This is a genomic window from Stutzerimonas azotifigens, assembly GCF_013522725.1.
In the GTDB taxonomy this organism is placed as follows: Bacteria; Pseudomonadota; Gammaproteobacteria; order Pseudomonadales; family Pseudomonadaceae; genus Stutzerimonas; species Stutzerimonas azotifigens_A.
Genome location: NZ_JAAMRF010000004.1, coordinates 456866 through 471036, shown reverse-complemented (window position 1 = coordinate 471036; position 14171 = coordinate 456866). Strand labels below are relative to the sequence as shown.

Below are 14171 nucleotides of genomic sequence, written 5' to 3'. Positions count from 1 at the left end.
TTTCGGGGGCGGAGGGGGCGGCTTCGGTGGCGGCGGCGCCTCGGGCGGATGGTAAGGACAAGGAACAGGCCATGACTCTACTGACAGAAAGCGAGCAGCGGCAGGTGGCCGAGGCCATCGACCGCATCGAACTCGACACCGACGCCGAGGTGGTCACCGTGCTGGCTGCCCAGGCCGACGACTATCGCTACATTCCGTTGCTCTGGGCCAGCCTGCTGGCGCTGGTGGTGCCCGGTGCGCTGCTGTTCTTCACCGGCTGGGTCACGGCGCCGCATCTGCTGCTGATTCAGTGGGCGAGCTTCGTCGTGCTGGCGCTGGTGTTCCGTCTGCCGGGGCTGACCACCCGGCTGATCCCGCGTGCGGTGCGTCACTGGCGTGCCTGCAATCTGGCGCGGCGGCAGTTCATCGAACTCAACCTGCACCATACCGAGGCCGACACCGGCGTGCTGATCTTCGTCTCCGAAGCCGAACGCTACGTGGAGATCCTGGTCGATCGCGGCGTTTCCAGCCGTATCGATAATCAGGCCTGGGCGTCCATCGTCGAGGCATTCACCGACCGCGTCCGGCAGGGCCAGACGCTCGAAGGTTTCCTCATCTGCATCGAGGCCTGCGGCGCCCTGCTGAAGGAGCACGTGCCGGCCACTCACACGCGAAACGAGCTGCCCAACCGCCTGGTCGTTCTGCCCTGAAGGCGGCTACTTCTGCTCGCTTTGCGGAGTGACCCGCAGGACTTCCTCGACGGTGGTCAACCCGGCGGCGACCTTCTGCGCGCCTGATAGCCGCAAGCTGCGCATCCCATCCTTGAAGGCGTGACGGCGCAACGCGACGATGTCGGTATCGGCGTTGATCAGCGGCTTGATCGCATCGTTGAGCAACATGATCTCGTATACGCCCGCACGCCCGCGGTAGCCCGTGTCGCGGCACTCCAGGCAGCCGACCGCCTGTTGCGCGGTGGTCGGCAGCGGCGCGTTCCAGGGCTTGGTCAGGGCCTGCCAGTCGTCCTCGTCGATCTCGACCGGGGCCTTGCAATGCGGGCAGAGGGTGCGCACCAGGCGCTGCGCCATCACGCCTAGCAAGGTCGCCTTGAGCAGGTAGTGCGGCACGCCGAGCTCCAGCAGGCGGGTAATGGCGCTCGGGGCATCGTTGGTGTGCAGCGTCGAAAGCACCAGGTGGCCGGTGAGCGCGGCCTGGATCGCCATCTCGGCGGTCTCCAGGTCGCGGATCTCGCCGACCATGATGATGTCCGGGTCTTGGCGCATCAGCGCGCGTACGCCACTGGCGAAGGAGAGGTCGATGTTGTGCTGCACCTGCATCTGGTTGAAGGCCCCCTCGATCATCTCGATCGGGTCTTCGATGGTGCAGACGTTCACCTCGGGCGTGGCCAGCTGCTTGAGGGTGGTGTAGAGCGTAGTGGTCTTGCCCGAGCCGGTCGGGCCGGTCACCAGGATGATGCCGTTGGGCTGGCCGGTCATGCTCTTCCAGCGGCGCAGGTCATCGGCCGAAAAGCCCAGTTGGTCGAAGCTTTTGAGCAGCACCTCGGGATCAAAGATCCGCATCACCATCTTCTCGCCGAACGCGGTGGGTAGCGTCGACAGGCGCAGCTCCACTTCACCTCCGTCCGGCGTCTTGGTCTTGACCCGGCCGTCTTGCGGCTTGCGCTTCTCGGCGACGTTCATCCGCCCGAGCGACTTGAGGCGGCTGACCACCGCCATGGTGACCTGTGGCGGGAATTGATAGACGTTGTGCAGGACGCCGTCGATGCGAAAGCGCACCGAGCCCTGCTCGCGGCGCGGCTCGATGTGGATATCGCTGGCGCGCTGCTGGAAGGCGTACTGGAACAGCCAGTCGACGATGTTGACGATATGCGAGTCGTTGGCGTCCGGCTCCTGGTCGCTGGCGCCGAGGTTGAGCAACTGCTCGAAATTGCCCACGCCGCTGATCTTCTGGTCATTGGCGGTGGCGCCGCTGACCGACTTGGCCAGGCGGTAGAACTCCACGGTGAAACGCTGGATATCCGCCGGATTGGCCACCACGCGCTTGATCGGTCGTTTGAGCACATGGACCAGGTTGGCTTCCCAGGCCTGCACGTAGGGCTGGGCGCTGGCGATGGTGACCGCCTCGTTGGTCGCCGCCACGGCGAGAATCTTGTGCCGCTGGGCAAAGGCGTAGGACATCAGCGGCGTGACCGCGGCCACGTCGATCTTTAGCGGGTCGATGCGCAGGTAGGGTTGTCCGACCTTGTCGGCCAGCCACTGGGTCAGGGTTTCCAGGTCGAGCTGCTTGCCGGGGCGCTTCTGGTCGCTGATCTGCTGCGCCGCGAGGAACTCCAGCGGGTGTTGCTGGGTGTTCAGGCTGCTGCGGCGAATGGCCAGGCACTGCTCGGCGGTGTCCTGGTCGAGGTGGCCCTGGCTGACCAGTTCGCGTAGCAGGTCATTCAGGTCGAGCCAGCGGTCGGCAGTGGGCGAGGCTAAGGCGGACATCGAAACTCCTTGGATGGCGAGGGCGGCTGCCGTGCATCCTGGCGTTCGGCGCCGCCGGCCTTCAGCTTAACGGGTGAGCGCCTTCCACGCCTTGAGCGTCCACACAGTATGGGCCTGCTCGGCTCGCGCTCCGAGGCTCTCTTCGCTGCGCGGCAGAGCCGCCAGGGCATGCAGCTTGGCCAGTTCGCCGTAGAGACGGTCCACTTCGGGCAGCTCCAGCGTCTGGCGAGCCAGGCGCAGCCAAACCAGCAGCCGTTCCATGCGTGGCAATTGCTCGTCGAGGTCTTCGGGTTGCTGCTTGTAACGCGGCAGCTGCAGCGCCTCGGCTTCTTCGCCGAGCTGGCGCGGCAACCACTTGCCCAGTTCCGCGGCGCCCTGGCGGTTGCCGCGCTCGTTGCGGCCTTGCATCCAGCCGCGCTGCAGCAGCCAGCGCGAGGCATTGAGCGAGAACAGTCCCCAGCGGATCTGCCCCAGCTCTTCGGCGAAGCGCTTCGGCGCCGCCTGGCGCACGGCTTCGTCGTCCTGCCCTGATTCCAGTTGCGGACGCCAGTCGCCGATCAGCGCATCGAGGGCCTCACGCAGTTCCCGGCTGCTGGCACGCGGCGCGGCCTGGCCGAGGCTGCCGAGCAGGGCGCGCAGATCGACCAGTTGCTGCAGCCAGTCGCCCAGCAGGCTCCAATGGCCGTTGAAGCGGTACTGTTCGGCGAGCCGCTGGCTGTTGCCGAGCAGCTGCCAGCCCAGCGCCGCGACTGCCTCGTCCAGAGGCATCGTGGGATCGAGCTGCGCCGCTGGCAGGCCAAGGGCGTAACTCTGTGGGTCGTGCAGGCGATAGCCACGCTCGGCCTTGCTGATGTCGCAAGGCATCAGCGCGAGGTCGGCGGCGAGCTCCGCAGCCAGTTCCAGCAGCGCCTCGGGCTCGCCCTGGCGCAGCTCCAGCTCCAGTTCGCAGATCTCTTCGGACTGCTTGCCGGCGGTCACCTTACCCAGGTCCAGCGCCGCTTCCACCACGACGCGAGACTTGCCGCGGCCCCAAGCGATCTCGGCCTTCTCGCGCACGAAATCGGTGGTGAAGATCGGTTTCAGGGTCTTCTTGTCGAGCGTCGCCAGGCTCGCCGGCCAGCAGTCGTCGGTGAGTTGCTTGGGGTCGAGCTTGGGCTTGTCCAGGTACCAGTCCCATTCGTTGCGCTCGGACAGGCCGGCCACGCTCTGGCCACGGCTCTTGAGGGTCTGGATGTAGGTGTCGCCGTCCCGGCGCAGGCGCAGCGCGACCTTGGCCTGAGCAAGATCGCGTTGCGGCGTGTCGAAATACTGGTTGAACAGCTCGTGGCGCTGCCAGCCGCTCTTGTTGCGCTTCTTCAGTAGCGGATGCTCGCGCAGCGCCTGGAGGGTTTCGCGACTGACGCGCAGCTTGATTTCGGTTTCTTTCTGCATGGTGCCCAGGGGGTGCCTATATTTTTTAAGTGACAGCTTGATGACGCGTGGTGGCGGGCGTTCAAGCTCATCCGTATACTTGCCGCCTCTTTGAAACCGGGGTTTCCCTATGCCGATCAATCCCTTCGTCAGCCTGTTCGGACGCTCGCCCATCGGGCCGATGCAACAGCACATGACAAAGGCGCACGAGTGCGCAGCGAATCTGGTGCCGTTCTTCCAGGCTGCGATGGACGAGGACTGGGAGCGCGTCGAACAGATTCAGAAAGAGATGGCGCGGCTGGAAAACGAAGCCGACAAGCTCAAGAAGAGCGTACGCCAGCATCTGCCCAAAAGCCTGTTCCTGCCGGTTCCACGCTCCGATCTGCTGGATCTGCTCAGTGTACAGGACAAAATTGCCAACCGCGCCAAGGACATCGCCGGCCTGATGCTGGGTCGTTGCATGACCGTGCCGCAGGGGTTGCAGCCCGAGATGCTGGCCTTCGTCGAGCGTTCGGTCGAGGCCAGCGCCCAGGCCCTCAAAGCCATGAAGGAACTCGACTCGCTGCTGGAAACCGGTTTCAGCGGCCGCGAGGTCACTCTTGTCGAACAGATGGTGGAAGAGCTCGAGGAAATCGAGCGCGACACCGATCGCATGCAGGTCACGGTCCGCCGGGCCCTGTTCAAACTGGAAAAGGACCTTCCGCCAGTCGATGTGATGTTCCTCTACAAGATCATCGAATGGGTTGGTGACGTCGCCGATCGCGCCGAGCGAGTCGGCAACCGACTGGAACAATTGCTGGCGCGCTAGTCGCCAGCTTCCTTTCTGGGTCTACAGGTAGCCTTATGTCTCTTATTACGGATTACGGTTTCGTACTCCTGATGCTTGCCTGCATCTTCGGTTTGTTCATGGCCTGGGGTGTGGGCGCCAACGATGTGGCCAATGCCATGGGTACATCGGTGGGGTCACGGGCGCTGACCATCAAGCAGGCGATCATCGTCGCGATGATTTTCGAATTCTGCGGCGCCTACTTGGCCGGTGGCGAAGTCACCGAGACGGTCAAGAGCGGCATCGTCGACGCCTCGGCGATTCCACCCGAACTGATGGTGCTGGGCATGATGTCGGCGTTGCTGGCAGCCGGCACCTGGCTGCTGGTGGCCTCCACCCGAGGCTGGCCGGTATCCACCACCCACTCGATCGTTGGTGCGGTGATCGGTTTCGCCGCCGTCGGCATCTCGGTCGACGTGGTGCATTGGAATAGTGTCGGGCCGATCGTCGCCAGTTGGGTGGTCTCCCCGGTACTTTCCGGTGCCGTGGCCTTCGGCCTGTTCATCAGCGTGCAGAAGCTGATCATCGACACCGACAATCCATTCCAGAACGCCAAGCGATTCGTGCCGCTGTACATGTTCCTGACCGGCTTCATGGTCTCGATCATGACCCTGTCCAAGGGCCTCAAGCACATCGGGCTGGACCTCTCCACTCAGCAGGGCCTGCTGCTCTCGGTGGGCATCGGCGTAGTGGTGATGCTGATCGGCGTGGCCCTGCTCAGCCGTATCAAGGTCGACGTCGAGGCGGACAAGGCCTTCCACTTCTCCAGCGTAGAAAAGGTCTTCGCGGTCCTGATGATCTTCACCGCCTGCGCCATGGCCTTCGCCCACGGTTCCAACGATGTGGCCAATGCCGTCGGCCCGCTGGCGGCCATCGTCGGCGTGATCCAGGGCGGTGGCGAAGTCGGCGCGCGCTCCGCGGTGCCGGGCTGGGTACTGTTGCTCGGTGCGACCGGTATCGTCATCGGCCTTGCCACCTATGGCTACAAGGTGATCGCCACCATCGGCCGCGAAATCACCGAGCTCACCCCGAGCCGTGGCTTCGCCGCCGAGCTGGCCACCGCCAGCACCGTGGTCGGCGCATCGGCCATCGGCCTGCCGGTCTCCACCACCCATACCCTGGTCGGCGCGGTGCTGGGCGTGGGTATCGCGCGTGGTATCGGTGCACTGAACCTGGGCGTAATCGGTTCGATCTTCATGTCCTGGATCATCACGTTGCCGATCGGCGCCGGCCTGTCGATCCTCTACTTCCTGATCCTGCGCGCGATCTTCACCTGATTGTCTGACCGGCTGCCGCGCGCTCATGCGCGGTGGCCGCGGACATCCGCTGTTGCCATCCTCCTGCCCGTAACAGATCGATGCCCGTCTGCCACGGCGCGTTTCATGCTTCACTGAAGACCTCATCTTTTCCACGGAGGTTGTCCGGTGTCCGTACCCTCATTCAAAGACCAGTTCGCCGCGCTCATCGCCGCGCCTTCGGTGAGTTGCACCCAGCCGCACTGGGATCAGACCAACCAGCCGGTCATCGATTTGCTCGCCACCTGGCTCGATGAGCTGGGGTTCGCCTGCGAGCGGCAGGAGGTCGCGCCCGGCAAGTTCAACCTGCTCGCCAGCTATGGCAGCGGTCCGGGCGGGCTGGTGCTTGCCGGGCACAGCGACACGGTGCCCTTCGATGCCGAACTCTGGGCAAGCGACCCGCTCAGGCTGCGTGAAGCCGACGATCGCTGGTATGGCCTTGGCGCGTGTGACATGAAGGGCTTTTTCGCGCTCATCATCGAGGCGGTGCGGCCCTTGCTGGATCAGCCGTTCAGGCAGCCGCTGCTGATCCTCGCCACCTGCGACGAGGAAAGCTCGATGGCCGGTGCCCGGGCACTGGCCGACGCGGGCCGCCCGCTGGGGCGCGCGGCGGTGATCGGCGAGCCGACCGGCCTGCGCCCGGTACGTCTGCACAAGGGTGTGATGATGGAGCGCATCGACATCCTCGGGCAGAGCGGTCACTCCTCCAATCCCGCCTACGGCCACAGCGCGCTGGAGGCGATGCACGCGGTAATGGGCGAGCTGATGAAGCTGCGCGACCAGTGGAAGGTCGAGCACCGCAATCCGATGTTCAACGTGCCCCAGCCGACGCTGAACCTCGGCTGCATCCATGGCGGCGACAACCCCAACCGCATTTGCGGGCAGTGTTCCCTGGAATTCGATCTGAGGCCGTTACCCGGCATGGAGCCCGAGCAGCTGCGCGCGCTGATCCGCCAGCGGCTGGTGCCGGTGGCCGAGCAGCACCAGGTGAAGATCGACCTGGCGCCGCTGTTTCCCCACGCACCGGCCTTCGAGCAGCCCGCCGGTAGCGAACTGGTAGCGGTTGCCGAGCGTCTGACAGGACATGCGGCCGAGGCGGTGGCATTCGGTACCGAAGCGTCTTATCTTCAGCAGCTCGGCTGCGAAACGCTGGTGATGGGCCCTGGCGACATCGCCTGTGCGCACCAGCCCGACGAGTACCTGCAGCTGTCGCGCATCGATCCGACCGTACGGCTGCTACGCGAATTGATCGGCCATTACTGCCTGGCCCCGGTCCGCTGACCGCGGGGCACTACCGCTGCTTTGCCCGACCTGACATCCAAGGTTATCCATGCACGACTACGTCAATTGGCTCCGCCACGCTTCGCCCTACATCAACTCGCACCGCGACCGCACCTTCGTCGTCATGCTGCCTGGCGACGGCCTGGAACACCCGAACTTCGCCAACATCGTGCACGACCTGGTGCTGCTGCACAGCCTCGGCGTGCGTCTGGTGCTGGTGTTCGGCTCGCGGCCGCAGATCGAGGCACGATTGGCCGCGCGCGGGCTCGAACCGCGTTTTCACCGTGACCTGCGCATCACCGATTCGGCGACTCTGGAATGTGTGATCGATGCCGTCGGTCATATGCGTATCGCGCTCGAAGCACGGCTCTCGATGGACATGGCGGCCTCGCCGATGCAGGGCGCGAGGCTGCGCGTGGCCAGCGGCAACTTCGTCACCGCGCGTCCGATCGGTGTGCTCGATGGGGTCGATTACCACCATACCGGCGAAGTGCGCCGCGTCGACCGCAAGGGCATCGGCCGGCTGCTGGACGAGCGCACCATCGTGCTGTTGTCGCCGCTGGGTTATTCGCCGACCGGGGAAATCTTCAACATCGCCTGTGAAGACATCGCCACCCGCGCCGCCATCGACCTGCAGGCCGACAAGCTGGTGCTCTACGGATCCGAGCGTGGCTTGCGCGACGAAGCCGGCAAACTGGTACGCGAACTGCGCCCGCCGCAGATTCCAGCTTATATCGAGCGCCTCGTCGGCACCTATCAGGCCGAGCTGCTCGACGCTGCGGCGCAAGCTTGCAAGGGTGGTGTGCGGCGCAGCCACGTGATCAGCTATGCCGAGGACGGCTCGCTGCTCAACGAGCTGTTCACCCGCGACGGTGGCGACGGCACCCTGGTGACTCAGGAGCAGTTCGAGCAGCTGCGCGAGGCGACCATCGAGGATGTCGGCGGGCTCATCGATCTGATCACCCCGCTGGAAGAGCAGGGCATCCTGGTGCGCCGCTCCCGCGAAGTGCTGGAGCGGGAAATCGAGCAGTTCAGCATCGTCGAGCGCGACGGCCTGATCATCGCCTGTGCGGCGCTCTATCCGATTGCCGATTCCGATTCAGGCGAGTTGGCCTGTCTGGCGGTGAACCCCGAATACCGTCACGGCGGGCGTGGCGACGAGCTGCTCGAGCGCATCGAGAGCCGCGCGCGGCAGATGGGATTGAAGAAGCTGTTCGTGCTCACCACACGCACCGCGCACTGGTTCCGCGAGCGCGGTTTCGAGCCCAGTGGGGTGGAAAGCCTGCCTGCGGCGCGCGCCTCGCTGTACAACTTCCAGCGCAACTCGAAGATCTTCGAAAAGTCGCTGTAAAAGGCCGGCCTGAGCCCGCCTGTCAGGCGGGTAGGGCGGTCAGGCTGCGCTGGTACTCCTCGACGAAACTGTCGAAATCCAGGGTATCTGCCTGCTCGACGCGAGCCTGCTGCTCCAGCGACTGCTGCGCGGTGGCCTCGAAACCTGCGAGCTCATCGCCCTGTATCGGCTGCCGACGGAAATAGTCGGTATGAGCCACGCTCTGGCGCAGGGCGAAGGCGCGGAAGCTCTCGCCGTGCTGGCGCAGCTGCTCGAGCACTTGCGCCGAGGGCGTGAGGCTGGGGTCGACCACTTTGGTCTGCTGCACGGTGACGGCCTGCTGGTGCAGGTCATCGCCACGGCTGCGATCGAGCAGTTCTGCGACCTGGCCGATGCCGTCGAGCAGCTCCTGGGCCCAGACCTTGAGTTCCACCGCCTCTCCGCAGCGCATCAGCTCGAGGCCCGAGCGCCGGCCTTCCTTGACCACTTTGATAAAGTTGTCGGTCGCCGCGGCGCATTCCCCATCGACCAGGAAGGGGCTGTCTTCCAGCGCGCAATAGAGCAGGAAGGCGTCGAGGAAGCGGGCTTCGGTTATGTCGATCCCCAGCGGCAGGAAGGGGTTGATGTCCAGACAGCGCACTTCGACGTACTGGATGCCTCGCGCGCGCAGCGCCTGGATCGGTCGTTCACCGACGCCGGTGACGCGCTTGGGGCGGATGTTGGAGTAGTACTCGTTTTCGATCTGCAGGATGCTGGTGTTGAGCTGTTGCCAGTTGCCCTCCGAATCCTTGGTACCTTGCTCGACGTAGGGCGGGTAGGGCGTCGAGACCGCCTTGTGCAGGCTCTCGGTGTAGCTTTCCAGGTTGTCGTAGCAGGGCGTGAGGCCGGCCTGGGCATTGTTCTGGTAGCCCAGGTCGCTCATCCGCAGGCTGGTCGCGTACGGCAGGTAAAGGGTGTCGGCATCGAGCTGCTCGAGCTGGTGCGGGCGGCCACGCAGGAAACCCCCATCCAGCGCCGGCGAGGCCCCAAACAGGTACATCAACAGCCAGCTGAAGCGGCGGAAGTTGCGGATCAGCGCGATGTAGCGCTGCGACTGGTAATGCCGTGGCTCACGGTCGTCGCCTTCGGCCTGGCGCAGCGCCGACCAGAGCGCCTCGGGCAGCGAGAAGTTGTAGTGGATGCCGGCGATGCACTGCATGGTCTTGCCGTAGCGCAGGGCCAGCCCGCGGCGGTAGACGTGCTTGAGCCGGCCGATGTTCGAGCTGCCGTACTCGGCGATGGGAATCTGCGCCTCCTCGGGGAGCGGGCAGGGCATCGAGGCGCTCCAGAGGTATTCGCCGGCGAGCTTGTTGTAGGTGAAGCGGTGGATCGCCTCGAGCTCGGCCAGGGTCTTTTCCGGGTCGGTCTCGGTGGAGGTGATGAACTCCAGCAGCGCCTCGGAATAGTCGGTGGTGATCTGCGGGTGGGTCAGCGCCGAACCCAGCGGCCGTGGATGGGGCGTGAGCGCCAGCAAGCCCTGTGTATCGACGCGCAGGCATTCGCGTTCGATCCCGTGCAGGCATTGAGTGAGCAGCGGCAGGTGGGAGGACTCGGCCAGCAGTGCCAGGCGGCGGGAAAGAAGCTCGCTCAAGATCGGTGTCCCCGAAAAGGTGGTCATGTCTGATATCCGCCTCGATATGGGGGAGGTCGGATCGGTCTGCAAGGGCGGTGTCGAGTTTTACCTGCCCTCAGCTTGGGTTCCTAGAGTTGCGCAAAGGTCCCTTGCCCCTTGGCGATCAGTTTATCGCCCTGCTTCACCTCGGCTTCGACCACCAGCGTACGCCGTCCGGCATGCAGCACGCGGGCGATGCAGAGCACCTCGCCGCTGTCGATCGAGCGCAGGTAGTTGATCTTGCATTCGAGCGTGACGCTCTGTCGATCGAAGCCATGGGCGCTGGAGCAGGCCAGCCCCATGCTCATGTCCATCAGGCTGAACAGCGCACCGCCGTGCAGCTTGCTGTGACGGTTGCGCAGATGTTCGCCCATTTCCAGGCGTACATGCGCCTCGCCGTTCTCGACACGGAGCGGTTGGCAGCCGAGCAGCTGGCTGAAGGCGCTTATCTGCAGGTCTTCGGTGATTTCCATGGAAGTTCCGCCCACTGGGAGTGATGACGGCGCGCCATGGGGAGCGCCGTCCGACTTCTGACCGCTATCGGCGGCGTTACTTGCGCAGCTGCTTGGCGTTGGCGAACAGGGCGGCCATCGCCGCGTTGGCCGGGGCTGGCTTGTCCTGGCTGCTGTGGCGTTCGCTACGCGGCTCACCGCCGCGCTTGCCGTTGCCGCGCGATTGCCCGCCGCGGGTGCCCTCGGTCTTCTCGCCCGGGGTGTCGCCCATGCGCATCGACAGGCCGACGCGGTTGCGCGGGATGTCGACCTCCATCACCTTGACCTTGACGATGTCGCCGGCCTTGACCACCTCGTAGGGGTCCTTGACGAACTTCTCCGACAGCGCGCTGATGTGTACCAGGCCGTCCTGATGCACGCCGATGTCGACGAAGGCGCCGAAGTTGGTGACGTTGGTGATCACGCCCTCGAGCACCATGCCCGGCTTGAGGTCCTTGAGGGTTTCGACGCCTTCCTGGAACGCGGCGGTCTTGAATTCCGGGCGCGGGTCGCGGCCAGGCTTTTCCAGCTCCTGAAGGATGTCGCCGACGGTCACCAGGCCGAAGGTTTCGTCGGTGAACTTCTTCGGATCCAGGCGCTTGAGGAAGGTGGAATCGCCGATCAGCGAGCGGATGTCGCGGCCGGTGTCGGCGGCGATGCGCTGCACCAGCGGGTAGGTCTCTGGGTGCACGGCGGACGCGTCGAGCGGGTTCTCACCGTTCATGACGCGCAGGAAGCCGGCGGCCTGCTCGAAGGTCTTGTCGCCCAGGCGCGGGACCTTCTTCAGTTCGGCACGGCTCTTGAAGGCGCCGTTGGCGTCACGGTAGGCGACGATGTTCTGCGCCAGGGTGCCGTTGAGCCCGGAGATCCGCGCCAGCAGCGCCGCCGAGGCCATGTTCAGGTCGACGCCGACGGCGTTCACGCAGTCCTCGACCACTGCATCCAGGCTGCGCGCCAGCTTGAGCTGGGACACGTCGTGTTGATATTGGCCAACGCCTATCGCCTTCGGCTCGATCTTCACCAGTTCGGCCAGCGGGTCCTGCAGGCGACGGGCGATGGACACCGCGCCACGCAGCGACACGTCGAGGTCGGGGAATTCGCGCGCGGCCAGTTCCGAGGCCGAATACACCGAGGCGCCGGCTTCGCTGACCATGATCTTGGTGAGCTTGAGGCCCGGCACCTTCTGGATCAGCTCGCCGGCGAGCTTGTCGGTCTCGCGACTGGCGGTGCCGTTGCCGATGGCGATCAGGTCGACGCCGTGTTTGGCGCACAGCTTGGCGAGGATCGCCAGGGTGCCGTCCCAGTCGTTGCGTGGCGCATGCGGATAGACGGTAGCGGTATCGAGCAGCTTGCCGGTGGCATCGACCACCGCCACCTTGCAGCCGGTGCGCAGGCCAGGGTCCAGCGCCAGGGTCGCGCGCGGGCCGGCCGGTGCGGCCAGCAACAGGTCATGAAGGTTGCGGGCGAAAACGCTGATCGCCTCGTCCTCGGCCTTGTCGCGCAGTTCGCCGAACAGGTCGGTCTCCAGCGAGGTGTAGAGCTTGACCTTCCAGGTCCAGCGCACCACTTCGGCGAGCCATTTGTCCGCCGGGCGCGAAGCCTGGGTGATGCCGAAACGTTCGGCGATCATCGCCTCGCAGGGATGCATGGCGCCGGGGACCTCGTCGCCGATCTTGAGGCTGGCACTGAGCACACCCTCGTTGCGGCCGCGGAAGATCGCCAGGGCACGGTGCGAAGGCACGCCCTTGAGCGGCTCGTCGTGCTCGAAGTAATCGCTGAACTTGGCGCCTTCGGTTTCCTTGCCAGGCACCAGTCGCGCGCTGAGGGTGGCGTGGTCCTTGAGGAAGCCGCGCAGCCTGGCCAGCAGGTCGGCGTCTTCGGCGAAGCGTTCCATGAGGATGTATTTGGCGCCTTCGAGCACCGCCTTGATATCGGCGAAGCCTTTTTCGGCATCGACGAAGCGCGCGGCCTCGGCTTCAGGGTCCAGCGCGGGGTTGCCGAACAGCGCATCGGCAAGCTCGCCAAGGCCCGCTTCGAGGGCTATCTGGCCCTTGGTACGGCGCTTCTGCTTGTAGGGCAGGTAAAGGTCTTCGAGGCGGGTCTTGGTGTCGGCCAGGTTGATCTCGCGGGCCAGCTCCGGTGTCAGCTTGCCCTGCTCCTCGATGGAGGACAGGATCGCGGCGCGGCGGTCGTCCAGCTCGCGCAGGTAGCGCAGGCGCTCTTCCAGGTGACGCAGCTGGGTGTCGTCGAGGCTGCCGGTCACTTCCTTGCGATAACGGGCGATGAAGGGCACGGTCGAACCTTCGTCGAGCAGTGCCACGGCGGCGGCGACCTGTTGCGGGCGCACGCCCAGTTCTTCGGCGATGCGGGAGTTGATGCTGTCCATGAACCTACCTGGGTCAGTCAAACCATGCAGGCCTGGCCTGCGCGAAAGCCGGCGATTATAAGGGAAAGCGCGGCCGCAGGGCGGCCGGCCGGCTGTCGCGTCGGTGTACATGGCGAAGCGGACGTCGCCACACTGCGCCGTGTGGCGAAAAATCTGCTAACAATGGGTGTCAATGGTTTCGCAAAGCGCTGCGCCATAATGCACCGATACCAGTTCCGGGAGTTTCCATGAGCACCGCACCTGCCAATGAAGGCGAAAAGATACTGATCGTCGACGACGATTCCCGACTCCGACGCCTGTTGGAGCGCTTTCTCGATGAGCAGGGCTATCGAGTGCGGACCGTGGAAAACACCGAGCAGATGGACCGCCTGCTCAGCCGCGAGCTGTTCCACCTGGTGGTACTCGACCTGATGATGCCTGGCGAGGATGGGTTGTCCGCTTGCCGTCGACTACGCGAGGGCAGCAACCAGATCCCGATCATCATGCTTACCGCCAAGGGCGACGAATCGAGCCGTATTCAGGGGCTTGAGGTGGGCGCCGACGATTATCTGGCCAAGCCGTTCAATCCGCGCGAGCTGCTGGCGCGGATCAAGGCGGTGCTGCGCCGCCAGGCCCCTCAGGTGCCGGGTGCGCCGGCCAGCGATGACGAGACCGTGACCTTCGGCGAGTACGAGCTCTACCTGGCCACCCGCGAACTGAAGAAGGGCGACGAGGTGCACATGCTCACCACTGGCGAGTTCGCGGTGCTCAAGGCGCTGGTGCAACACGCACGCGAGCCCTTGACCCGGGACAAGCTGATGAACCTTGCCCGCGGCCGCGAATGGGATGCCCTGGAGCGCTCCATCGACGTGCAGATCTCGCGCTTGCGCCGCCTGATTGAACCCGACCCATCCAAGCCGCGCTATATCCAGACCGTCTGGGGTGTGGGCTACGTTTTCGTGCCGGACGGCAATAAGTGAACTTCACGCTTCAAACCGTAAGTCGCAAGCGAGAAGCGGGGCGCCGTCATGGCGCTCTGCTT

11 protein-coding genes are annotated in these 14171 nt (G+C 65.0%); 6 read left to right on the top strand and 5 right to left on the bottom strand.

What is annotated here, in order from left to right; genetic code table 11:
• Window positions 1–71 precede the first annotated feature (71 nt).
• Complete coding sequence (locus G7026_RS10760; RefSeq protein ID WP_181070764.1) at window positions 72–689, top strand: TPM domain-containing protein; 618 nt, start codon at window positions 72–74, stop codon at window positions 687–689.
• Between the two features lie 6 nt (window positions 690–695).
• Here G7026_RS10760 and G7026_RS10755 read toward each other — a convergent pair whose 3' ends face one another.
• Together G7026_RS10755 and G7026_RS10750 are read right to left on the bottom strand one after the other, a co-directional pair.
• On the bottom strand, window positions 696–2480 hold the full coding sequence (locus G7026_RS10755) for a GspE/PulE family protein (protein WP_181070763.1): 1785 nt from the start codon (window positions 2478–2480) through the stop codon (window positions 696–698).
• A 66-nt stretch (window positions 2481–2546) separates the two neighbouring features.
• Window positions 2547–3911 carry a CYTH domain-containing protein gene (locus G7026_RS10750; protein ID WP_181070762.1) on the bottom strand — a complete coding sequence of 455 codons (1365 nt, stop codon included), beginning with the start codon at window positions 3909–3911 and terminating at the stop codon, window positions 2547–2549.
• A 109-nt stretch (window positions 3912–4020) separates the two neighbouring features.
• Here G7026_RS10750 and G7026_RS10745 point away from each other — a divergent pair, with 109 nt between their 5' ends.
• The 4 genes from G7026_RS10745 (at window position 4021) to argA (ending at window position 8643) form a co-directional block, all read left to right on the top strand.
• The gene (locus G7026_RS10745) at window positions 4021–4698 is read left to right on the top strand and encodes a TIGR00153 family protein (protein WP_181070761.1); all 678 of its coding nucleotides are present in this window, start codon (window positions 4021–4023) and stop codon (window positions 4696–4698) included.
• A 35-nt stretch (window positions 4699–4733) separates the two neighbouring features.
• Complete coding sequence (locus tag G7026_RS10740; protein ID WP_181070760.1) at window positions 4734–5993, top strand: inorganic phosphate transporter; 1260 nt, start codon at window positions 4734–4736, stop codon at window positions 5991–5993.
• A gap of 147 nt (window positions 5994–6140) precedes the next feature.
• Window positions 6141–7292, top strand: a complete 1152-nt coding sequence (gene argE, locus G7026_RS10735; protein WP_181070759.1) for an acetylornithine deacetylase — start codon at window positions 6141–6143, stop codon at window positions 7290–7292.
• 49 nt (window positions 7293–7341) lie between these two features.
• Window positions 7342–8643 carry an amino-acid N-acetyltransferase gene (argA, locus tag G7026_RS10730; RefSeq protein ID WP_181070758.1) on the top strand — a complete coding sequence of 434 codons (1302 nt, stop codon included), beginning with the start codon at window positions 7342–7344 and terminating at the stop codon, window positions 8641–8643.
• Window positions 8644–8665: 22 nt separating this feature from the next.
• Here argA and gshA read toward each other — a convergent pair whose 3' ends face one another.
• The 3 genes from gshA to G7026_RS10715 all read right to left on the bottom strand — a co-directional run bounded on the left by gshA (window position 8666) and on the right by G7026_RS10715 (window position 13150).
• The gene (gshA, locus tag G7026_RS10725; RefSeq protein ID WP_181070788.1) at window positions 8666–10252 is read right to left on the bottom strand and encodes a glutamate--cysteine ligase; all 1587 of its coding nucleotides are present in this window, start codon (window positions 10250–10252) and stop codon (window positions 8666–8668) included.
• 110 nt (window positions 10253–10362) lie between these two features.
• Window positions 10363–10746, bottom strand: coding sequence for a PaaI family thioesterase (locus G7026_RS10720; RefSeq protein WP_181070757.1), 384 nt, complete (start codon window positions 10744–10746; stop codon window positions 10363–10365).
• 76 nt (window positions 10747–10822) lie between these two features.
• Window positions 10823–13150 carry a Tex family protein gene (locus G7026_RS10715; protein WP_181070756.1) on the bottom strand — a complete coding sequence of 776 codons (2328 nt, stop codon included), beginning with the start codon at window positions 13148–13150 and terminating at the stop codon, window positions 10823–10825.
• Between the two features lie 227 nt (window positions 13151–13377).
• Here G7026_RS10715 and ompR point away from each other — a divergent pair, with 227 nt between their 5' ends.
• Window positions 13378–14109, top strand: a complete 732-nt coding sequence (gene ompR / locus G7026_RS10710; protein WP_181070755.1) for an osmolarity response regulator transcription factor OmpR — start codon at window positions 13378–13380, stop codon at window positions 14107–14109.
• The last annotated feature ends 62 nt before the right edge of the window (window positions 14110–14171 follow it).

Coding starts and splice junctions, on each gene's coding strand:
- ompR (WP_181070755.1), top strand. CDS start 13,378: ATGAGCACCGCACCTGCCAATGAAGGCGAAAAGATACTGATCGTCGAC.
- G7026_RS10755 (WP_181070763.1), bottom strand. CDS start 2,480: ATGTCCGCCTTAGCCTCGCCCACTGCCGACCGCTGGCTCGACCTGAAT.
- argA (WP_181070758.1), top strand. CDS start 7,342: ATGCACGACTACGTCAATTGGCTCCGCCACGCTTCGCCCTACATCAAC.
- G7026_RS10745 (WP_181070761.1), top strand. CDS start 4,021: ATGCCGATCAATCCCTTCGTCAGCCTGTTCGGACGCTCGCCCATCGGG.
- G7026_RS10715 (WP_181070756.1), bottom strand. CDS start 13,150: ATGGACAGCATCAACTCCCGCATCGCCGAAGAACTGGGCGTGCGCCCG.
- G7026_RS10760 (WP_181070764.1), top strand. CDS start 72: ATGACTCTACTGACAGAAAGCGAGCAGCGGCAGGTGGCCGAGGCCATC.
- G7026_RS10720 (WP_181070757.1), bottom strand. CDS start 10,746: ATGGAAATCACCGAAGACCTGCAGATAAGCGCCTTCAGCCAGCTGCTC.
- G7026_RS10740 (WP_181070760.1), top strand. CDS start 4,734: ATGTCTCTTATTACGGATTACGGTTTCGTACTCCTGATGCTTGCCTGC.
- G7026_RS10750 (WP_181070762.1), bottom strand. CDS start 3,911: ATGCAGAAAGAAACCGAAATCAAGCTGCGCGTCAGTCGCGAAACCCTC.